Source organism: Paenibacillus paludis, assembly GCF_042610515.1.
GTDB lineage: Bacteria > Bacillota > Bacilli > Paenibacillales > Paenibacillaceae > Paenibacillus_AQ.
Genome location: NZ_JBGJZP010000040.1, coordinates 1 through 19,307, shown reverse-complemented (window position 1 = coordinate 19,307; position 19,307 = coordinate 1). Strand labels below are relative to the sequence as shown.

Sequence of the window (19,307 nt, the reverse complement as noted above, 5' to 3'; positions counted from 1 at the left end):
TATTAGCTACCGTTTCCGGTAGTTATCCCAGTCAAAGAGGTAGGTTGCCTACGTGTTACTCACCCGTCCGCCGCTAAGTTAATCCGGAGCAAGCTCCTTCACAACTCCGCTCGACTTGCATGTATTAGGCACGCCGCCAGCGTTCGTCCTGAGCCAGGATCAAACTCTCCAAATTGGTATTAGAAAGAGCGATTGCTCAATTTGAAACATCTGACAAGAATTTACATTCTCTAATTTTGGATCTCACTTGCGTGATTTCCATACTCACTCGTTGTTCAGTTTTCAAAGATCAAGTTCTTGTTTTTCGTCGTCGGCGCTTGTCAGCAGCGACCTTTATAATATATCACGGCGACCTCGTTTTAGTCAACCTTTTTTTTAATTTCTTTTTTCGGTTGATTTACGCTTGCTTTGCAGCTTGTCATTGTGTCTGAGGGCCGAGTTATAATTTAACACACCATTAACATAAGAGTCAACTATAAATATTCCCTGCGTTTATCATCTCATTCAGAAACTGTACAAATAAAAAAAGAGAGCGCCCGGCCTCTCCCTATCCTACAGCATATGCTCTTTTGTCAGGTGGAACATCCCGTTATGGATAGCCACTCTATCCTGCTCTTTATCTTTACCGGGTGTAACGTACCGCATGACCGTCGCCGGCATCATCCGCCCAGGAAGTAATCTCTCTTATTAGTGAACGGGAAACAAGCTTGCGCAGTACAAGCGGCAGTTCAGCTTCCAATTGGCTGAGGCCGGAATGCTGCAGTAATTCTTTGATACTCCATGATTCCTTTCGGCTGCCCAAGATATTCAAAAGCAATCCGCAACAATCAGACATCTTCGACATTAGGGCAAATTCACAGGCAAGCAGAATCAGTTCGACTCGTTGATCCAGAGTTTCGGTACTCACCGTAAGCTCTTCATACAGCTTGTGAACAGGGGTGTTTAGACTCTTGACTTGTTCCCATACTGCAGGGTCGGGGAAAAATCCCGCTTCACTGACTTCAATCCGCGCCCAATGATACAAAGCAATCAAAACACAGTTGTAGGCATCCATGGTACAGTTTGCTTCCAGATATCGTTTGGATTTAACATACATATGCAGAAAGCGGGCAAATTCCATAAACAGCACCCGCTCTCTTAGCGGGCCCTGGAATTGCATGATCTCCCTGCGCATATCCCCTAATATTCCCTTGGGGTCCCAAATCACATCTCCAGCAATTAAGCTGGTAAGAAGTTCATTGTTATCACCCGCCATTACAGCCCGTTCCAAGGCAGATAAGCCTACATGCACAGACTGCGTGCGCCGGTCACCGGCAATGGTATGGGTTATAGTCCGTTCTTTCTCTTCATCTTCATGCAGCATCAGCACTACCATATCGAAGTCATGAAGAAGCGCACTCTGAAACGGAGCATTACCCTTCTGCCTCAAAGTGACAGCTCCCAGAACATTCTCATCAAACGTTTCTCCACTCAACAGGGTCAAATTGGATAGTTCCATACTTCCCTCCATCAAATTTGGCGATTTTGCGTCCAGTCAGTTATAATCCTCTTAAATAATAATATTCTACATATTCATATCAGTTCCTCCTGGACAACCGAACTATATTTTAGTTAGGAGTAAATACTCATGAAGCTAAAATCGGCTAAAATCAATGCTTTTCGCACCTGGGGACTACTGCTTACCATGCTTGGAATGGGACTCATGATTCTGGGAACGGCAGGCATCGTATTCTGGGGATCAGCAGGCAAAGTATTCGCTGCTATCGGTCTGGTCATCGGCCTGATCTCCATGATGGCAAGTCTCGCCATTTATTTCTGGGCAGGCATGCTATCGACCAGCGCAGTCCAGCTGGAATGTCCGGAATGCCACAAACTGACCAAGATGCTCGGGAAAACAGACCGCTGCATGTTCTGCCATACCCTTCTGACAAGGGATCCGGCACAGGCTACGATAACTGCAGAGCAACTCGAAACTCAGCAACTCAAGCAATAACGACAGCTGATGAATGAATCATACAAACAAGGGGCTCCCAGACTGGGAGCCCCTTTGTTATCTTACTGACAGAATATATTATTGATGAATTGTTTGCAGGGTCTCCCAGGCTTCCTGATTGCCCAGGCTGCGTGTCCAGGAGGCCACTCCGCCAAGTCCAAAAGATTTGGCAAGTTTAACTCTCCCTTGAAGTGAGAGCTTATCCTCTATCCATATTTTGCGGAGAATCCCGTCTTCCTTGTACTCAACGTAATTCTGTCCCGCATCCTTATCAAGCTTCGGTGTCAGCTTCTTCTCAGTAAGAATCTCCTGAACCGCATTCATGCTCACGGCCTTGGAGCTCACCTTGGTTTTACCCTTTTCTGTTGTTTCCGACCAGATACGGGTATACAGCGGGACACCGAGAATCAATTTCTCGGCAGGCACCTCGTCTTCCTCGATAATGCGGCTGATGGAGTTCTCCATCCAAGGCAGCGAGGACACAGAGCCCGACTTTGGACTGGATGCCCAGTGCTCATCGTACGCCATGACCATCATGAAATCAACGACTGTACCGAGTGCGCGCCGGTCCAGAAACAAAGACCACATTTCACTCTTCGATTTAGGCGTCACATCAATGGAGACAATGAGATTTTTAGCTTGGGCCATTGGCTTCAGCTCCCGCATAAACTGCGTAACATTCTCACCGTCTTTGGTGTATACATTCTCAAAGTCGATATTGATACCATCCAGATCATATAAATCAGCAAACTCCAGCATTTGTACGATCGTATTCATCCGCTTCTCATAGCTCGCTAAGGCCTCAGTCGTCAGATCGGCATCAAAGCTGTTGCTGAGCAGAGCCCAGACTTCCATGTCCTGCTTGTGCGCCCACTGCACGTAAGCCTTGTCCGCTTTACTGCGCACATTGCCCTGCACGTCTACAATCTCAAACCACGTAGGGCTGACCACATTGATTCCAGGCAATTCACCGAACTTAGCCGGATCCGGTTTACGCTCGTATACTGCTTCCCAGAACAGATTTACCGGCTTGCCCTTCCAGTTGCGTTCCGCTCTCGACGGTGTGGAAGTTTTTTCTTCTACAGTTTTTTTCCCGTCTGACAGAATGTCACCGGCTTTGGCATATCCCGTGTAACCACTGCTCAACTGCACATACAGCCAGTCCGGGTTGTCAGCCTTCCAGATTCTCACCACGGCTCCCGGAGGCATATCCGCGATAATGGGGGCATGAATCGACGCCTCGCTGCGCAGTGCCTTCGTTCTGTCGCCTTCCTCACCCTTCACTTTGCCCAGCGGAACCGTCTCCCCGGCAGTCATCAGCAGTACAGCTCCGGTATCACTATCCTCTTCTACCTCAAAACCATATAGATCTTCGAGGGTGTCAGCCGGAAGATAGGTCAATCCATCCTTTTCTTCAGGAGCAAGCCGAAGCTGAATCGGCTGGTTGTTCAGGCTGGCGGAGGTTGAATTCTCTTGCATATATAGAAGTTCGCTCTCAGTCGAAAGAATGGCTGATTTGCTCTCCTCTTCATAACGAATGGAAGAATCCACATACTTCTGCAAAAGCGGCAGCGGCAGCAGCAGACTCTCTCCTGTACCGTTAGCGTTAAAACCTGTAAACTCTCCTTTGACAAAAATGGGGTGTTCCATCCCTTTCCAGTCAGGATCAATATGCTGCCGGTTCGGCAGTACATAAAATACAATCCAGTAAGCAGCGGCGGCTATTATGACAAGCCCTAATAAACGGCGAAAAAGACCTCCACGCTTCTTGGTGCGTCTTTGTCTCTGTCTTCTGTCCAAAATGTATCCTCCACATATTTAGTTAATTTTGAGTGCGCGTATAACCAATCTTAAGTATACGCTATGTGAGTCTCTTTGGTTGCGAAAATCTACTGGAAGTTATTCATAGATTAAGTAAGTCATAGCAGAATTATCAAAAAAACGTGCAGCCTCCGCTTCCGGATTCCGCACGTTTTGGAAAAACCGGCAAATCTCCTGCAGTCCGAAACATCGCAGTCGATTATACCCATAATGTTATTCTAATCTGTTATCTCAATGCTTCTTGTCGCTGCAGCATTTGCACACACCGTACAATTCCATCCGCAAACCATGGATCTTAAACTCTGTAGCCTGCTCGGCAGCCTGCTCCACTTCATGCAGCGAGGCGTAGCTGAAATCTTCGATCTTCCCGCACACCTGGCAGATGACATGATAATGATCGGATACATTTGCATCAAAACGGCTTGAATTGTCACCATAAGTCAACTCGCGAACCATACCGGCTTCCATGAACATCTTTAGATTGTTATATACAGTTGCCACACTCATGCTCGGAAACTGCGGCTCAAGCGCACGGTAAATATCGTCTGCCGTAGGATGATTCAACGCTTCCATCAGATACGTAAGAATCGCATGACGCTGAGGCGTAATACGGACACCGGTAGTCTTCAGTTGTTCCAATGCATGCTGTACGCCACTACCCATCAATTCCACCGCCTTTAAAATAAAAACATAATAAAGCTATAAAGTAATTGTAAGACCGGACTTTCGATGTTGTCAACGGAGTCGATACATTATATTCATTATTATATAATAAAAATTACTTTTTTCAATATTTCCTCACATTTAGGTTGCTGTTTCCTTCTACGCGCAGTTTGAACTCGCCATTGCCGATTTTGCCGGAAATTGTCTTTTTGTCGATAGTCAGCTCTGGCAGGTCGGTGTCGATATCTCCATAACCGCTGGATCCATCCACCTTATAATCGCCGAATAAAGGCACGTAAAGATCAATGTCGCCAACTGCGCTGTAAATATCCCAGTCACCGCCGACGGACTCCGATCGGGCATTTATTTTGCCATTTAGGGATTCAGCATGCAGCTTAGTCATCGCACCGTCAATTACCAGATTGCCATTCTTGCTGGACAGATCCACTTCACCACCGTTGCCGGATGCCGTTATATTGCCTACAGCGGTCGACAGCTTCAATGCCCCTGTAACATCCCAAGCCGCCATATTCCCGCCGCTCGTTGACATCTCAACGTCCCCTTGAACCGTTCTGGCACGGGCTTCCCCGTTTAGTGTCTTTCCTTTTACATTTCCGTATATGCGGTATAGAACAATCGCGCCGTTGCCGGTCTCCAGAGAAATATCCTCAATGGCTTCCACATTCTGCAGCGTAATTCCGCCATTCATCGTCCGCACCTCCAGATTAAAGCGGCGGTCCTCCGGAAGCGAAATGTCAAGATCCATGCGCGGCTGGCGTTTCCCGGAGTCTCCATAAGTCTTGGTTTTTGGGGTGACCTTGATGTTAGAACCTTCAATGACCTCCACAAAGGACTGCTCCGATATCGCCTCAGCCACTGCACCATCAAGCTGATCCACCCATACTGTAGCCGTGATTTCAATATCCTCTACCGGGGCTCGGTGAATCATAATGTCGCCGTTGATGGCATCAACAGTTAGTTTGGAGGTGCCCAGCTCAACCGGTACGATCAATGGGGGCTTTTGAAAATGGCTACCCTTGGCTTCGCCGTAATCCACTGCTGCAGCGGTAAGGTTAAGGCTGACCCGGTTCCATAAATGCAAATAATGCTCCTGCTCTGCCACGATAAATACACTGGCGGCCAAAATAACGGATGAGAACAGCCCACGCAAATCCATCCGGGCTCTTGAACCATAGGCAGTCTGACCTCTGCGGCCTGAGAAAAAGTAAATGAGCAGGTATTCCGCACCCCACAGCACCGGTATAACGGGCCACCATTTTAACAGCAGCAGCATATTATGTGTTCCATCTCTTGCATCCATCAGCAAAAGAACGCCGACACTGGCAAGCAGGACTGCAGCCGTATATCTGCCGACACGGCGGATGCGCCGCTCATTGCCTCTGCTCCTGGATAATCCCTTCGCAACCTCACGGACTCCCAGTAAAAAACCGCCGACGATCAGCACCGCGGAAATTACCGTTCCCGCATAATCCTGGATGAACATTTGCAGCCAGGCCGGCTTCTGCCGGAACAGGAACAGCAGCACTCCGCCAAAGAGCAGCATCAAACCAAACGAGATTCCCGGCTCACTCACCAGGGTACGGCGTTTGGCATATTTTGAAGGGGCTGGCGTTTCAGTATCCTCTTCCCCGGGAAAGCGCAAAATCCGGTCAGCAGACTGCAGGGCATCGAACACATTGTAGAAATACAGCACCGGAATCATCAGGGCCAGCAAAATCAGCAGCGGAACGTTGATCTGCATACCGATGGACGAAAAATACAGCAGCGCCGCAATATCAAGCAGGATAAGAAAGATGAAAGAAATCCCTTTGCGGAGAAGCCCGAAATATAGATGTCCTGTCCCCGGAATTAATGCGGACAGCAGTCCGGCAATAAATTTGCGTTTACGATGGGGACGGCGTTTTGGACGGGGCGGGATTGAGGGCTTCTTCTGCTCTATCCCGTCATCTTGCTCCTGTGCAGTTGTATCATATATTCCTTCCTCTGTCGGGAGCTTGGCGGAATCATCTTTCTGTTCAGGACTCATTTCGGGCTCCTCCTTCCATAAAGAATTGTATTACTTTCAAAGCATACCACTCCGATAAAATTCAATCAGTTCCACACCCGGTGCTACTTCCTCTAGTCCGACTGGAATAAACCCATGTTTGGTATACAGTGTAACTGCAGGAATATTGAGCTTCCCTGTAGATACAATAAACTGCTCCATTCCCGGATAATGGGCAAAGATAAATTCCAGCAGGCTTCCGGCCACCCCTTGGCGGAAATACTCAGGACTCACCATCATTCGGGTCACAGTCAGCTTGCCCGGTGACTCTTCCAGCACGGCAACAGCCCCCATCAGATCCCCGCTGCTGTCGAAACGGCCGTAGAAATCCTCCTGAGACTGGCTCAGCATATCTCTGGTCTCCAGCAATGGCGGAATTTCATGGAATCCGATCATCTCCGCTTCCAGCCGATAAGCTTTATGCTGGAGGCTCCATAGCTCACTAAGAATGATCTCATCCTGCAGATCAAGCTTGATAATTGTGTTCATCCGCACAGTCCCCTTATATGCCGCTTAGGGCCTGCCGTTGCCGACAAGCCCTGAGCTAATAATCCTATAGTCTACTATTACCCAGAAGCGGGATCTAGCTGTTCAAAACTTCAGCCAGCAATGTATTTACCAGACCCGGGTTGGCTTTGCCTTTGCTTTCTTTCATAACCTGACCTACCAGGAATCCGATTGCTTTCTGCTTGCCAGCCTTGTAATCCTCCACCGATTGCGGATTTGCAGCCACTACATCCTCAACGATTTTTTTGATTGCGCCTTCGTCGCTGATCTGGACAAGTCCCTTCTCCTCAACGATTGCACCCGGCAGCTTTCCGCTTTCCAGCATTTCCTTGAAGACGGTCTTGGCAATCTTGCTGCTGATCGTTCCGCCTGAAATCAGGCCGATCATTTCACCCAGACCCTGCGGCGTAATCTTCACCTGGGACAATTCCAGATTGCTGCCGTTCAGATAACCCAGCAAATCGCCCATCATCCAGTTGGCCACAGCTTTGGCATCCTTTGTATAAGCAAGGCAGCCTTCAAAGAAATCGGCCAGCGGTTTGGAGGAGGTCAGCACACCCGCATCATAAGCGGTAAGGCCATACTCCTCACTGTACCGCAGCTGGAGGGCATCCGGCAGCTCCGGAATCGTAGCCCGGATGGACTCTTTCCAAGCATCGTCAATATGCAGGACAATGAGATCCGGATCTGGAAAGTAGCGGTAATCATGAGCTTCTTCCTTGCCGCGCATAGATAACGTCTTGCCCTGCGCTTCATCCCAGCGGCGGGTCTCCTGCACGACAATACCGCCATCATCAAGGATTTCCCCTTGGCGGAATTGCTCGTACTCCAGACCGCGCAGCACACCCCGGAAGGAGTTCATGTTCTTAAGCTCCGCTCGGATGCCGAACTCTTCCTGACCTGCCGGCCGCAGGCTTATGTTCGCATCGCAGCGCATGGAGCCTTCTTCCATCTTCACATCGGATACGTCGCAATATTGCATAATGGCCCGTATCTTCTCCAGATAAGCGCGCGCCTCTTCAGGAGAGCGCAGATCCGGTTCGGAGACAATTTCAATCAGCGGTGTGCCTACCCGGTTGAAATCGACGAGGGAAGCAAATCCGCCGTCTACATGAGTCAGCTTGCCCGCATCTTCCTCCAGGTGCAGGCGGGTGATACCGATCCGTTTGGTCTCACCGTTCACTTCGATATCGATCCAGCCGTTCAGACCGATCGGCTGGTCATATTGCGAGATCTGATACGCTTTGGGCGAATCGGGGTAAAAATAGTTCTTGCGGTCGAACTTGCTGACATCGCCGATGGTGCAGTTCAGCGCCATGGCTGCTTTCATCGCATATTCCACCGCCTGGCGGTTCAACACCGGCAGCACGCCGGGGTGACCAAGACAGACGGGACAGGTATGCGTATTGGGCGGAGCGCCAAATTCTGTGGAGCAGCCGCAAAAGATTTTGGACTTGGTATGAAGCTCCACATGAACTTCCAGCCCGATGACCGTTTCGTATTTAGACATAAATGATCTCATCCCTTAAAAGTTTTGTGAGCCTAAGCTTCGAAGACCGCAATTATAGTTGTGGCTGTACTTTATGATGATCTGTATGTTGTTCAAAAGCGTGTGCAACACGCAGTACCGTGCTCTCATCAAATTCCTTACCGATAATTTGCAGACCTACAGGCAGGCCTTCGGCAAAACCGCAAGGGATGCTGACGGCAGGAATGCCGGCGAGACTGACCGGAATGGTCAAAATATCATTCAAATACATCGTGAGCGGATCTTCCGTCTGTGAGCCCAGCTTGAAAGCTGTAGTTGGCGCAGTCGGTCCGATGACGACATCATATTTTTTAAATACTTCGTCGAAATCCTGCTTGATCAAGGTGCGCACTTTCTGCGCCTTCAAGTAATAAGCATCATAATAACCGGAGCTGAGCGCATAAGTGCCGAGCATAATCCGGCGTTTAACTTCCGGTCCAAATCCGTGGCTGCGGGAATTATGGTACAAATCAAGCAATCCGCCGCCGTTATCTATACGCGCACCGTAACGCACCCCGTCAAAACGGGCCAGGTTGGAAGACGCCTCCGAAGAGGAGAGCAAATAATACGCCGCCACAGCATATTCGGTATGCGGAAGAGAAACCTCTTCCCAGACCGCACCCAGACCTTCCAGCACCTTAAGTGCAGACAGCACACTCTCACGGACGGAGGCATCTACACCTTCTCCGATATACTCCTTCGGCACAGCGATGCGCAGCCCGGAAATATCACCGGTAAGTGCGCTTAAGTAATCAGGGATATTCACTTTGGCCGAGGTGGAATCCTGGGCGTCGTATCCGGCAATGGCCTGCAGCACATAAGCGGAATCCTCCACTGTGCGGGTAAGCGGACCAATCTGATCGAGCGAAGAAGCAAATGCCACTAGGCCGTAACGCGAAACCAGACCATAAGTCGGTTTAAGTCCTACCACACCGCAATACGAAGCAGGCTGGCGGATAGAACCGCCGGTATCGGAGCCAAGTGCAAAGAAGACTTCACCGGCAGCTACCGCAGCTGCCGAGCCGCCGCTGGAGCCCCCGGGAACACGTTCCAGATTCCAAGGATTACGCACAGCCACGTAGCTAGAATTCTCATTGGAGCCGCCCATGGCGAACTCGTCCATGTTCAGCTTGCCGATGGTTACAGCATCGGCCTGACGCAGTTTGGAAACAACTGTTGCATCATATATCGGCTGGAAATTGTCCAGAAACTGGCTGGCACAGGTCGTGCGCAGTCCTTTGGTCACAATATTATCTTTAATTCCTGCAGGAAGACCAAACAGCAAACCGCGCGCTGCACCGGAAGCCAGCTTGTCGTCCAGAGCACGTGCAGACAGCCGCGCGCCCTCCTCATTTAAAGTTAAAAATGCATGCACCTTCCCGTCACGCTCGGTAATGGCAGCCAGTGATTCTTCCGTCAGTTCGCTGACCGAAATCTCTTTGCTGTGCAGCATGTTATGTACTTCGGGTAGTCGATATTGAAACAGGCTCAACTTTCTTCCTCCTCTCTATTGTCGTTATTCCAGAACTGCCGGTACTTTGAAATGTCCGTCTTCATGTTCAGGTGCGTTAAGCAGAGCTTCTTCTTGGGAAAGGCTCTCCTTCACAACATCGTCCCGCATCACATTGCTGACCTGCAGCACATGCGTTGTCGGCTTCACATGCTCCGTGTCAAGTTCGTTCAATTTCTCCGCATATTGTAAAATAGCATTCATTTGTTCAGTAAAAGTAGCCTCTTCTTCCGGGCTTAACTGCAGGCGGGCCAGCTTGGCCACATGCTGCACATCTTTGACGGTAATACTCATAAGAAATATCCCTCCTGTTTAAAGGGCTAAAGCGCCCGGATAACGTTTTTAATTATATTGTAGAAGCCTGGACAATTCAATGAGCTTGTCATGTTCATAAAGCTGCAATTCGAACAACAGCTAGTGGCGCTACAGGTTATGGGTACATGAAACAAGAAAAAACGGCTATGGCGTCCTAATAGGGACGGCAGCCGTTTCTGCAGAAATATAAGGATAAAGCATTGCGTGCACCCTATAGATTCTTACATTTTAAGAAGAAACGGACTTGCAGTCCTCTTAGGACTGGCAGCCGCTTCTGCGAAAAATAGAAGGATCATTTATGGCGTGGAACATATAAATTCTTCTATTTCAAAAAAGCCGGCTTGCGCCGGCCTTACCTAAATCCAAGCGCGAAGATTCACCTGTTTGATGAATTCCGCCTGGGACATACTTTCCGTAGACGTCGTTTCCGCCTCTTCTGCTTCCATGTCTTCGCCGTTCATCAAATGATGAAACAGCTTCTCATTGTATGTCGACAAAGCATAGTCGATCAATGCTTCATGTGTTGCTCTCTCAGCCTCTACCACCAGCAATTGTTCTTCCGCCTCAATATCCTCTGCCGTAACATAAAAATTCCTGTTAGCCTGAGGGACACGAATCACATAATCAAACGCATTGTCAGGATTGCGGTCGTAAGCAATCAGGTAGCCGTAGTCTCCAATAGGAAGACTCTGCTCAAAAGCGTCTGCAACAATGACAATTTTCTCTCCTAAACGCAGCATCGTCCTACCTCCTGAGCCAAAATCTATCATGGTTCTACTTGTTTCAACAGTCTACTAAAAAAAGATAGAGCTGTCCAGCAGCAGGAGGAGAGTTCAATGTAATTTCCCTTGAAATTTTCAGAAATGTCGAGAAAAAGCAACATTTTTCTTATTTTTCCGTCAAACTGGGAGTTTATTCCTGGACGTTAACAGAGCAGACCCGGCAATGCACAGCACAATCAGCACGGCTGCTGAGAGAAAAGGGCCTACTCCAGCTGTACCGCTGTCTACAAGGACTCCGGCAGACAATCCAGGCAACGCAGCCATCGTCCAAGCTAGCTGGGTTGGCAGCAGACTATAGCCAAGCGATACCCCTGCCACGAGCGCCAGGGCAAGAAACACAGCGGCAGGTCCACGAAGGAAGGAGCTGAACAGCAGTGTCAGTGAGACGCCGCAGAGTAGCCATAGCCCATAGATTCCGGTTGCAGCTGCAACCTCACCCCAGGCAAGCGGACCCATCAGCTCTTCCGTGTAATATCCGGCCCCCGCCGCGCCCAGTCCAAGTGCAATTACAAGCAGGGTCAGCTGTGCAGCCCATTTGGCGATGATAATGACCATCGGAGTAACCGGCTTGGCCATCAGCAGCTCAGCCGTTCCGCTGCTCCGCTCTCCCGCCAGTGCATTCATGCTCCCAAGCGCCAGAACCAGTATGCCAATCGTTCCATATTGGCCAAGCGCTTGCGCCATTACCGCAGCTGCCTCCGGCATTTCAAAGCTCTCCAGCATCCCCGCCGGCACATTTGCGGAAGCTTCCAGAATATCGCACATGTAATAGGTCACAAGCGGCTGCATAATGCCCAAGATGATAAATACAATCGGTATCCAGATCAGTTTGTAGCTTCGCAGCGTCTCGAGCATTTCTTTCGAGTATAAAGTCCAGAAGCTTCTCATGAGCCCACCACTTTCATGAACAGGTCTTCCAGCGTGGAAGAGCCTGCTTCGAATTGCAGCAGCGGAATATCCAGCTTGCCAGCTTCCTGCAGAATCTCCCGCCGTGCCACTTCTACATCGCTCACATTAAAAATGGCTTTACCTGCAGTAATCTGCGACTGAACAATAAAAGGTTTATGCACAAGGTCCTCCAGCCACCGGAATGCCTTATCCTCTTTCTCTGTATATAGTCTGATAATAGGAAGACTGTACTGTGAACGGAGATAGGATAATGTCCCCTGCTCGGCTATCACACCACGGTTCATTAATATGATATCATCGCATATCTCTTCGGCATCATGCAGCACATGTGTAGAAAAGATGACCGTCGTCTCTTCACGGATCTCCCGCAGCAGTTCCATCACTTCCCGCCGTCCAATCGGATCAAGCGCCGAGACCGGCTCGTCAAGCAGCAGTAGCCGGGGGCGGTGCACCAGTGCCTGCGCCAGACCGAGCCGCTGCTTCATTCCGCCTGAATACCCGGAAATCCGGCGGCGCGCCGACTCGCTGAGACCTACCCGCTCCAGTGCGGCGGCCGACCTCTCGGCTGCTTCTCTGGAGCGCATGCCGCTCAGCTTCGCGGCAAAGACAACATATTCCTGTCCGCTCATCCAGTTGTAAAAAGCCGGGGATTGCGGCAAATATCCCAGTGCTTTGCGGTAATCCGCTCCCGGACGATTGCCGGCAAAGGATATCTCCCCCGACGTAGGCGGCAGCAGACCCGCAAGCATGCGCAGCGTTGTGGTCTTGCCTGCTCCGTTTGGTCCCAGCAAGGCGACACAGCGCCCGGATTCGATCTCAAAGCTTATACCATCTACGGAGATATGTCTGCCATACCGTTTATGCAGATCGGCAACCTTAAGCAGCGGCATCAGTTCTCATTCCTTCCTGCTGTAAAATAAGCAATACTGCCCAACAGATTGCCAAATACTATTATAATAATCCACATCCATTTCGGCCCCCGCACTTTCTCCGCTCTGGCCAAAGATATCAATCCGACAATGGCCAGCAAGATCTGAAGTGCAAGCAGCGGCCAAACCAAACCCCAATTCACTTTGTCCATCCCAGCATCCCCCGTTCTATTCTTTGCATACAGAAGGATCTTTCCTGACATCCTGTATTGATTAATCCCGTTTTCTTCTTCGTCTATCTGGCAAAATCACAAACAACAGGTAGCAAACTGCCGGGGTGGGTATTCCGGTAAGACCCCAGACTCCCCAGAACCATGCCATGCCACCTTCGCCTCTCTTCTGCGCATCCCGGAATATCCATGTCCCCTGCAGCATCAGCACGGCAGCTAAGCAAATCCACAACCATAAAGGCACATCCTTCAGTTCACTCACTCTTCCGTATCCTCCCGCCGCAGTCTGATCCGCGAAACCCCCAGACTGCCAAGTGCCGCGAGGGGGAATACCGCCTGCAGTACCCAATAAAATACAGGGGCTGATCCCAAGGCAGTAAGAATGATACTGAGCACAATCAGAGCCAGGCACAAAAACAGCAACAGCTCATTGCGGCTCTTACGGCGCCTGCGGAGGGTCTCGGCGGCAATGAGTTCTTCCATAACCAACAAGGATGGCGGCGAAATGTCATCAAATTGCGCATCCAAGATATTCAATTCTGCGTTCAACTGGACCAGCAGTTCTTCATCATCAGGTTTCATCCTCATTCAGCTCCTTTCGCAGGTGGTTAAGGCCGGCAGACACACGTGATTTGACTGTACCCGATGGGACTTGCAGAATCACACCGATTTCTTCATAGCTGTAACCGTAATAATGCTTCAGCAGTACGGCTATCCGCTGAGGTGAGGGAATCCGGGAGAGCGCATCAAGCAGATCGCTCCATTCTATATTCCGGCTCTCAAACCGCCAGCGGATGGACAACACTCCCTGCTCCTGGCGCCGCCACTCTGCTTCACGTTTCCATCTCCGCTTCCGGTCGATATATAGACGGGTAGCGATCGTGATCAACCATGAAGAAAAAGAAGAGGAACCATCGTAGCTTCTAATCTTCTCCATGCATCTGACCATAGTATCCTGGGCAAGCTCCTCGGCGAGCAATGGGTCCATGGTGACCTTGATTAGGTATTTGTACAAAAAACTGTAATGCTCCCGCAGCAGTAACGCAAGCGCCGAAGCATCGCCCTGCTGTGCCAGCTTGATTCTCTCCAGCGTCACGTCGCTCATTGATCCCTCCATGCTTCCTTCATTCACACCGTAATACGAATAGCTATATCAATTCGTTCATTCGTGATCCAAATTATTTTGCAGCTCCCAAAGTCTCCGCCGCCAAGGCTGAACTGCACCTTTCCCTCCAGGGAAATGCCAGAATAAAGTCCGCTCCAAACCGTCTGGAGTTCTGCCGAGAGCAGGAAGCTCCGTTTCTTTCCCTTTACCGACTGCGAAGATTTCACTAGCTGTATCTGGCTTTCCATCGTCCATCTGGTAATGTATATCGTTCTTCAAGCCGCTTCCTCCCATGCAATTCAACCTATTATGTAGACAAAAAAAAGAACGCAAACCGGGATTATTCCACAGTCTGCGTGCTTCGCGAGGTAAATGTTACATTTAATTAACATTATTGTAGCAACTTTGTATCTTTATGTCCATCTCTATTTTCCCGGTTCATGTCGCATCCAAGAGAATAAGGTCACTGCATGGGAACGTAAGGATTGCGGAGACGTTCAAAGCCGATGGTTGTCCGCGGACCATGTCCCGGATATACCTTCACTTCTTCATCCAGCCGGTACAGCTTCCCGCGGATGGAGTCAATTAAATCCCGCTCTCTGCCACCGGGCAGATCGGTACGTCCGACCCCCAGCTTAAACAGCACATCCCCGGAGAACAGATCATTTCCACACAGGAAGCTTACACTTCCCGGAGAATGGCCTGGGGTATGCATCACCCGGAAGGTGAGGCCCAGCAGCTGCAGAATCTGTCCTTCTGCCAGATCATACTCTGCAGGATCTGTGCTAATCGGAGGCGAGGCTTCCGGCCACATCAGTGAGCCGTTCAGCTTGGGACTGCTCAGCCATTCACTCTCCAGAGGATGAACATAGACAGGACATTTCTTGGCTTTGCGTATTTCATCTACGCCGCCGATATGATCGAAATGGGCATGTGTCAGCAAAATCGCTTCAATCTCCATGCCTTCTATAGCCCGCACAAGACCGGCGGGGTTCATACCGGGATCGATGATGATACCACGCCCGGGATCTGCCCCGGTCAACAAATACGCATTGGTCTGGAGCGGCCCTAGATTATAGGAACGTATATTAAGCATAATTTAAAAGCCGGAGATCAGGCTGCGCAGCTCTCCCGCGATAACTGCGTGCGATTCCGTTCCTTCCCCGTAGGCTTGTCCCATCGCCTTGCGTACTTCGGCAATCTTGCTCTCGTAATCCGCGGCTTCGCGGTCGGGATTCTCCTGTTTGAATGCAGCCATCAGAGACTGCACATGCTCCGGACGCGGACCCCAATGACCGAGCACATAACCTCCAGTATCGGCAAAGATGACAATCGGCACCGATCTGCCGCCCATCGTCAGGAAATCATCCATGACATCCTGATTCTCTTCCAGAATCAGCACTTCAGTCTTAATCCCCGCTGTCTCAAGAATGCGGAATACAACCGGCACATTACGCACTACGTCACCGCACCAATCGGCAGCCAAGATCAGCACCCGCAAATCATCGCGATGGTTCAGGCTCTCAAAGTATTCCCGGTCGCTTTCGTTATCCCAGGCAAACTTCTCATACCAGGACTCAAATGCCTGCTGATTCTTCGTCATCCCTTCCACGAACTGGCGCGGAGTAAGACCTTGACCAAATTTATGGGCTACATTCTGCTTCATACTGCACTACCTTTCTTCTTGGATTTGTACCACTTGAACAGAAAATATATAACGATAATGGCTATTGCAACGAGAATCAGCTCATGGGTGTACTTGGCCGCAACCTCATCAATCGTTTTCCATTTGTCCCCCAGAGTGTAGCCCAGGTAGACAAACAGTGCGCTCCACGGAATAACCGCGAGTGTGGTCAGCAGAGTGAATTTGCCTAACGGCATACGTGATATCCCTGCCGGCACGGAAATGGCATGGCGGACAATCGGAATGAAGCGGGCCGTAAAAATAACACCGGTACCGTACTTGTTGAACCATTCTTCGGAATGATCAATATGCTTCTTCTTGATAAAAATATACTTCCCGTATTTCTCCAGCACAGGTCTGCCGCCATAACGGCCGATCCAATACACAAAGATCTGGGCAATGACCCCACCCACCGTTCCAAAAAGAACTGCGCCAAAAAAGTTAATCTGCCCTTGCGAAACCAAGTATCCGCCAAAAGCAAGCACAATCTCACTCGGTATTACTTCAATCATGAGTCCGATCATAATCCCGAAATACCCAAGACTCTGAATCCACTCAAACAACTGCGAGACCAGATCAGAAAAAAAATGCAATGCAGCTCCTCCTCCCGTATTTGCGGAATTAGGCTTAGCGCCCTTCAGGCTCAGACGAACAACGCTTCCGCTCTATGTATCCAGCTTCTTCTAGCCTATTCTAGCATATGCGGCCTTACGACTTCTACTTACGAAGATGGAATCTATGGCATTCAACAGATTGACAATTTATGAAATCAGTGCAATTATATATTTAGATAATTATTTAAATATCGAAAGGTCGGATCGAAAATGAATGAATCCTTCAAAGCGCTGGCCGATCCTACCCGGCGGCAGATCATCCGGCTGCTGCGGGAAAAAGACCGTACGGCCGGAGAAATCGCCGATTATTTTCAGATGTCAAAACCAAGCATTTCGCATCATCTCAGCGCACTGAAGCATGCCGGTCTGGTACAGGATGAACGGAAGGGACAGTTCATTCTTTATTCACTGGATACCACTGTGCTTGAAGAGGTGCTTGGATGGTTCCTGGAATTGACCGGCACGGGAAAAGGAAGTGCACCAGATCATTTACCTGCAGAAGACGGCAAAAGGCAACACAACCATTCTAACTCGGAGGTTGAGTAAAGATGAAAAATTTCAAATGGAAGTGGCAGGACACACTAATAGTCATTTTGGGGCTTCTTTCTCTTGGTTACGCGCTCATTAATTATGGCAAACTGCCTGACCAGCTCCCTCTCCAGTTCGGCATTACTGGAGAGGTTAACCGGTACGGGAGCAAAGGGTCGGCGATTGCACTGCTGGCATTCATGGGCCTGGCATTTCCCATTGGAATGCAGTTCATACGGAATATCGATCCCAAGAAAGAGAATTACTCGAAATTCGAAGGTGCTTATAAAATGACCCGCCTGGCTATCGCGGTGCTCGCCGATACTATACTTGTCCTAACCGTAGCCAGCAGTCTTGACCAAAATATTCCGGTCAGCAAATTAACTATGGTAGCAGTTGGCCTGCTGTTCATTGTTATTGGAAATTATATGCCGCAAGTTAAAGATAACTATTTCATCGGCATCCGCACCCCATGGACGCTGGCCAGTCCGGAGGTATGGCGGAAAACTCACCGTTTCTCAGGGTTCATGTGGATGCTGGGCGGGCTGCTGATTGCACTTGGCGCATTTATGCCAAAAACCCTGTCCATTAGTATGATTATCACGGCCTTGCTGATCGCAACCATCATCCCGTACGTCTACTCCTGGTTCACCTCTCAGCGGATGAAGGCATGAGAGTAGGCCTGCCGGCTGCATTCCATATAGTGTAGCTGCTTGCAGTAATTTGGAGCGGCAGACGGACTTTTCTGATACCTGCTGATCAATACGCCGCTGTTGGCGTCTGTACGCTGACACTGCGTGCTTCTGCTACCGGGCTGTATGCCGCAGCCAACACCTTTCTGAGCCGAAGCTCCAATGCTTCGGCTTCTGCTGTGAATGCAAACCGCCGGTCATTGTGCTGTTGTCCTTTGCGGCACTCGCTGTCCGCCTGCAGGCGGAATTGCTGCAGCAGATCGCGATCCGCAGCCGCACTGGCTGTCCCTCCCGCCCTATCCCCCGCTATCAACCTGCGCTGACTCATGTCGAGCATTCCATCAATCGCTTTTACCCTTTTGGCGGTATTATAGACATCCGCCTTCAAACTTCTGCGTATCCAGTGCAGTGCCTCTCCCGGATTACTCCCGTTCATCGACCTTTCCGCTATTTCCCATTGCACCGCAGCGTCTTCTGGCGCGTAGGCCAAGCTTACGGTCAGCAGATCCATTGCCTCCCGGTCCGGGAGCAGCCTTGATAGACTAACAACTGCCCGGGGCTCACGGGGATTCCATTCCAGCGATTGCCGGAGCAGCGCAATTCTCCCTGCAGGGTCCGGTTCGCGGGCAGCCACCCTATGTAATTCGGCCCCCTTCATTAGCTGAAAGGATAGCAGACTTAGCACCAAGCAAAGGCACCCGGTGCAGACCGCAGCAGTAGCAGCCCTTACCCTTCGCTTCAAAACGAAGTGACGCAACTGTAGGCTGAGCCGCTGAGCTCTGCTCAACAAGCGAGGAAAACGCTTAGTACCGGGACTGTTGGCATGGGCGGCAGCAGGAAGAAAGTCTAGTGCCTGAATGGATGCATCCGGTCCGGCGGTGACCGCAGAGAAAGATGCCCTTGTTCCAGATTCGTATGCCGTTAGGCATTCATTGACTGCGGCATTTGACAGAATGCGGCCTGCCGAAGGGATAACAGCTATTCCTGGAGCAGCCTTGACTGCAGTAGTGCCGGACGAGTTATCTGCCTCCTGCCGGACCTCAGCAAGCGCGAGCGCCGGCAGGAGGAACAGCAGCAGCCAAGTAAGCCCATAACTCCAGTCAAAATCAACCGCCCCATGCAAGGCGATGACCAGCAGTGACGGGAGCAGCCTTGGAGCGGCTGCTCCTACCACCCATCCTGCCGCCAGCAGCAGAAGCAGGACTGCTGCCAGGCCGACAATTCCCAGATTCAGCAGGAAGTCGAGATAACCGCTATGCACCTGGCTGCCTACATAGGGACGGGACTGGGCGGCGAGGTACGAGTACCGCCAAGTCTCGCCCCCGCGCCCCAGCCAGGGCGCTTCCGCCGCGAGCTTCCAGGCATCGCGGTAATAAAGTCCGCGAGCGGCGACCGTCATAGACGGTCCGGTGATCCGCTCGCTTACCTGGACAAGGACGGCGGTGCCCGCCGCCGTCCAGCCTGCCGCCGCCAGCACCAGCATGGCGGCGCG

Annotated in this window: 23 protein-coding genes and 1 rRNA gene; 3 read left to right on the top strand and 21 right to left on the bottom strand. The window is 50.5% G+C overall.

Annotated elements, in window-relative coordinates; translation table 11 throughout:
- Both ACAN56_RS35220 and ACAN56_RS35215 read right to left on the bottom strand, forming a co-directional pair.
- Nucleotides 1–175, bottom strand: a 16S ribosomal RNA gene (locus tag ACAN56_RS35220); the annotation flags it as partial.
- 447 nt (nucleotides 176–622) lie between these two features.
- Nucleotides 623–1,498: a nucleotidyltransferase-like protein gene (locus ACAN56_RS35215; protein WP_038596521.1), complete on the bottom strand. Its 876-nt coding sequence runs from the start codon at nucleotides 1,496–1,498 to the stop codon at nucleotides 623–625.
- A 129-nt stretch (nucleotides 1,499–1,627) separates the two neighbouring features.
- On the opposite strand from ACAN56_RS35215, the gene ACAN56_RS35210 reads away from it, so the two are divergent.
- Nucleotides 1,628–1,993 carry a DUF2614 family zinc ribbon-containing protein gene (locus ACAN56_RS35210; protein WP_038596523.1) on the top strand — a complete coding sequence of 122 codons (366 nt, stop codon included), beginning with the start codon at nucleotides 1,628–1,630 and terminating at the stop codon, nucleotides 1,991–1,993.
- Nucleotides 1,994–2,071: 78 nt separating this feature from the next.
- On the opposite strand, the gene ACAN56_RS35205 is transcribed toward ACAN56_RS35210, so the two are convergent.
- The 18 genes from ACAN56_RS35205 to uptA all read right to left on the bottom strand — a co-directional run bounded on the left by ACAN56_RS35205 (nucleotide 2,072) and on the right by uptA (nucleotide 16,574).
- Nucleotides 2,072–3,793 (bottom strand): glycosyl hydrolase family 18 protein, encoded by a 1,722-nt coding sequence (locus ACAN56_RS35205; protein ID WP_379148736.1) that lies wholly within the window; start codon nucleotides 3,791–3,793, stop codon nucleotides 2,072–2,074.
- A gap of 252 nt (nucleotides 3,794–4,045) precedes the next feature.
- On the bottom strand, nucleotides 4,046–4,477 hold the full coding sequence (locus ACAN56_RS35200) for a Fur family transcriptional regulator (RefSeq protein ID WP_038596527.1): 432 nt from the start codon (nucleotides 4,475–4,477) through the stop codon (nucleotides 4,046–4,048).
- Between the two features lie 124 nt (nucleotides 4,478–4,601).
- Complete coding sequence (locus tag ACAN56_RS35195) at nucleotides 4,602–6,524, bottom strand: DUF4097 family beta strand repeat-containing protein (protein WP_379148733.1); 1,923 nt, start codon at nucleotides 6,522–6,524, stop codon at nucleotides 4,602–4,604.
- Nucleotides 6,525–6,560: 36 nt separating this feature from the next.
- Nucleotides 6,561–7,031, bottom strand: coding sequence for a GNAT family N-acetyltransferase (locus tag ACAN56_RS35190; protein WP_379148731.1), 471 nt, complete (start codon nucleotides 7,029–7,031; stop codon nucleotides 6,561–6,563).
- Between the two features lie 94 nt (nucleotides 7,032–7,125).
- Nucleotides 7,126–8,571: an Asp-tRNA(Asn)/Glu-tRNA(Gln) amidotransferase subunit GatB gene (gene gatB / locus ACAN56_RS35185; protein ID WP_038596532.1), complete on the bottom strand. Its 1,446-nt coding sequence runs from the start codon at nucleotides 8,569–8,571 to the stop codon at nucleotides 7,126–7,128.
- Between the two features lie 40 nt (nucleotides 8,572–8,611).
- On the bottom strand, nucleotides 8,612–10,069 hold the full coding sequence (gene gatA, locus ACAN56_RS35180) for an Asp-tRNA(Asn)/Glu-tRNA(Gln) amidotransferase subunit GatA (RefSeq protein ID WP_038596534.1): 1,458 nt from the start codon (nucleotides 10,067–10,069) through the stop codon (nucleotides 8,612–8,614).
- Nucleotides 10,070–10,093: 24 nt separating this feature from the next.
- Complete coding sequence (gene gatC / locus ACAN56_RS35175; protein ID WP_038596536.1) at nucleotides 10,094–10,381, bottom strand: Asp-tRNA(Asn)/Glu-tRNA(Gln) amidotransferase subunit GatC; 288 nt, start codon at nucleotides 10,379–10,381, stop codon at nucleotides 10,094–10,096.
- Nucleotides 10,382–10,758: 377 nt separating this feature from the next.
- Nucleotides 10,759–11,142 (bottom strand): hypothetical protein, encoded by a 384-nt coding sequence (locus tag ACAN56_RS35170; protein WP_038596538.1) that lies wholly within the window; start codon nucleotides 11,140–11,142, stop codon nucleotides 10,759–10,761.
- A gap of 159 nt (nucleotides 11,143–11,301) precedes the next feature.
- A complete protein-coding gene (locus ACAN56_RS35165; protein ID WP_379148725.1) occupies nucleotides 11,302–12,072 on the bottom strand; it encodes an ABC transporter permease subunit in 771 nt (256 codons plus the stop codon).
- The gene (locus ACAN56_RS35160; protein ID WP_379148723.1) at nucleotides 12,069–12,983 is read right to left on the bottom strand and encodes an ABC transporter ATP-binding protein; all 915 of its coding nucleotides are present in this window, start codon (nucleotides 12,981–12,983) and stop codon (nucleotides 12,069–12,071) included. Before ACAN56_RS35160 ends, ACAN56_RS35165 begins: the two co-directional genes overlap by 4 nt.
- Nucleotides 12,983–13,174: a PLD nuclease N-terminal domain-containing protein gene (locus ACAN56_RS35155; RefSeq protein ID WP_038596544.1), complete on the bottom strand. Its 192-nt coding sequence runs from the start codon at nucleotides 13,172–13,174 to the stop codon at nucleotides 12,983–12,985. The genes ACAN56_RS35160 and ACAN56_RS35155 overlap by 1 nt, the downstream gene beginning before the upstream one ends.
- Before the next feature lie 61 nt (nucleotides 13,175–13,235).
- Complete coding sequence (locus ACAN56_RS35150) at nucleotides 13,236–13,454, bottom strand: hypothetical protein (RefSeq protein ID WP_076113351.1); 219 nt, start codon at nucleotides 13,452–13,454, stop codon at nucleotides 13,236–13,238.
- Nucleotides 13,451–13,774 (bottom strand): YxlC family protein, encoded by a 324-nt coding sequence (locus ACAN56_RS35145; protein ID WP_038596548.1) that lies wholly within the window; start codon nucleotides 13,772–13,774, stop codon nucleotides 13,451–13,453. The genes ACAN56_RS35150 and ACAN56_RS35145 overlap by 4 nt, the downstream gene beginning before the upstream one ends.
- Nucleotides 13,764–14,297 (bottom strand): RNA polymerase sigma factor SigY, encoded by a 534-nt coding sequence (gene sigY, locus ACAN56_RS35140; RefSeq protein ID WP_038596550.1) that lies wholly within the window; start codon nucleotides 14,295–14,297, stop codon nucleotides 13,764–13,766. The genes ACAN56_RS35145 and sigY overlap by 11 nt, the downstream gene beginning before the upstream one ends.
- 57 nt (nucleotides 14,298–14,354) lie before the next feature.
- A complete protein-coding gene (locus tag ACAN56_RS35135) occupies nucleotides 14,355–14,576 on the bottom strand; it encodes a hypothetical protein (RefSeq protein WP_379148719.1) in 222 nt (73 codons plus the stop codon).
- A gap of 184 nt (nucleotides 14,577–14,760) precedes the next feature.
- Nucleotides 14,761–15,396 (bottom strand): MBL fold metallo-hydrolase, encoded by a 636-nt coding sequence (locus tag ACAN56_RS35130; RefSeq protein ID WP_038596555.1) that lies wholly within the window; start codon nucleotides 15,394–15,396, stop codon nucleotides 14,761–14,763.
- Complete coding sequence (locus tag ACAN56_RS35125; protein WP_038596557.1) at nucleotides 15,397–15,963, bottom strand: thioredoxin family protein; 567 nt, start codon at nucleotides 15,961–15,963, stop codon at nucleotides 15,397–15,399.
- Complete coding sequence (gene uptA, locus ACAN56_RS35120) at nucleotides 15,960–16,574, bottom strand: undecaprenyl phosphate transporter UptA (RefSeq protein ID WP_038596559.1); 615 nt, start codon at nucleotides 16,572–16,574, stop codon at nucleotides 15,960–15,962. The genes ACAN56_RS35125 and uptA overlap by 4 nt, the downstream gene beginning before the upstream one ends.
- Before the next feature lie 231 nt (nucleotides 16,575–16,805).
- On the opposite strand from uptA, the gene ACAN56_RS35115 reads away from it, so the two are divergent.
- Both ACAN56_RS35115 and ACAN56_RS35110 read left to right on the top strand, forming a co-directional pair.
- Nucleotides 16,806–17,141: an autorepressor SdpR family transcription factor gene (locus ACAN56_RS35115; RefSeq protein ID WP_231578336.1), complete on the top strand. Its 336-nt coding sequence runs from the start codon at nucleotides 16,806–16,808 to the stop codon at nucleotides 17,139–17,141.
- Nucleotides 17,142–17,143: 2 nt separating this feature from the next.
- Nucleotides 17,144–17,797 carry an SdpI family protein gene (locus ACAN56_RS35110; protein WP_052092318.1) on the top strand — a complete coding sequence of 218 codons (654 nt, stop codon included), beginning with the start codon at nucleotides 17,144–17,146 and terminating at the stop codon, nucleotides 17,795–17,797.
- Nucleotides 17,798–17,882: 85 nt separating this feature from the next.
- On the opposite strand, the gene ACAN56_RS35105 is transcribed toward ACAN56_RS35110, so the two are convergent.
- On the bottom strand, nucleotides 17,883–19,307 hold a 1,425-nt coding region (locus tag ACAN56_RS35105), incomplete at its 5' end, for an O-antigen ligase family protein (RefSeq protein ID WP_379148716.1).

Excerpts from the sequence above, each read along its gene's own strand:
- ACAN56_RS35215 (WP_038596521.1), bottom strand. The coding sequence starts at position 1,498 with ATGGAACTATCCAATTTGACCCTGTTGAGTGGAGAAACGTTTGATGAG.
- ACAN56_RS35210 (WP_038596523.1), top strand. The coding sequence starts at position 1,628 with ATGAAGCTAAAATCGGCTAAAATCAATGCTTTTCGCACCTGGGGACTA.
- ACAN56_RS35200 (WP_038596527.1), bottom strand. The coding sequence starts at position 4,477 with ATGGGTAGTGGCGTACAGCATGCATTGGAACAACTGAAGACTACCGGT.
- ACAN56_RS35195 (WP_379148733.1), bottom strand. The coding sequence starts at position 6,524 with ATGAGTCCTGAACAGAAAGATGATTCCGCCAAGCTCCCGACAGAGGAA.
- ACAN56_RS35190 (WP_379148731.1), bottom strand. The coding sequence starts at position 7,031 with ATGAACACAATTATCAAGCTTGATCTGCAGGATGAGATCATTCTTAGT.
- gatB (WP_038596532.1), bottom strand. The coding sequence starts at position 8,571 with ATGAGATCATTTATGTCTAAATACGAAACGGTCATCGGGCTGGAAGTT.
- gatC (WP_038596536.1), bottom strand. The coding sequence starts at position 10,381 with ATGAGTATTACCGTCAAAGATGTGCAGCATGTGGCCAAGCTGGCCCGC.
- ACAN56_RS35170 (WP_038596538.1), bottom strand. The coding sequence starts at position 11,142 with ATGCTGCGTTTAGGAGAGAAAATTGTCATTGTTGCAGACGCTTTTGAG.
- ACAN56_RS35165 (WP_379148725.1), bottom strand. The coding sequence starts at position 12,072 with ATGAGAAGCTTCTGGACTTTATACTCGAAAGAAATGCTCGAGACGCTG.
- ACAN56_RS35160 (WP_379148723.1), bottom strand. The coding sequence starts at position 12,983 with ATGCCGCTGCTTAAGGTTGCCGATCTGCATAAACGGTATGGCAGACAT.
- ACAN56_RS35155 (WP_038596544.1), bottom strand. The coding sequence starts at position 13,174 with ATGGACAAAGTGAATTGGGGTTTGGTTTGGCCGCTGCTTGCACTTCAG.
- ACAN56_RS35145 (WP_038596548.1), bottom strand. The coding sequence starts at position 13,774 with ATGAAACCTGATGATGAAGAACTGCTGGTCCAGTTGAACGCAGAATTG.
- sigY (WP_038596550.1), bottom strand. The coding sequence starts at position 14,297 with ATGAGCGACGTGACGCTGGAGAGAATCAAGCTGGCACAGCAGGGCGAT.
- ACAN56_RS35125 (WP_038596557.1), bottom strand. The coding sequence starts at position 15,963 with ATGAAGCAGAATGTAGCCCATAAATTTGGTCAAGGTCTTACTCCGCGC.
- ACAN56_RS35115 (WP_231578336.1), top strand. The coding sequence starts at position 16,806 with ATGAATGAATCCTTCAAAGCGCTGGCCGATCCTACCCGGCGGCAGATC.
- ACAN56_RS35110 (WP_052092318.1), top strand. The coding sequence starts at position 17,144 with ATGAAAAATTTCAAATGGAAGTGGCAGGACACACTAATAGTCATTTTG.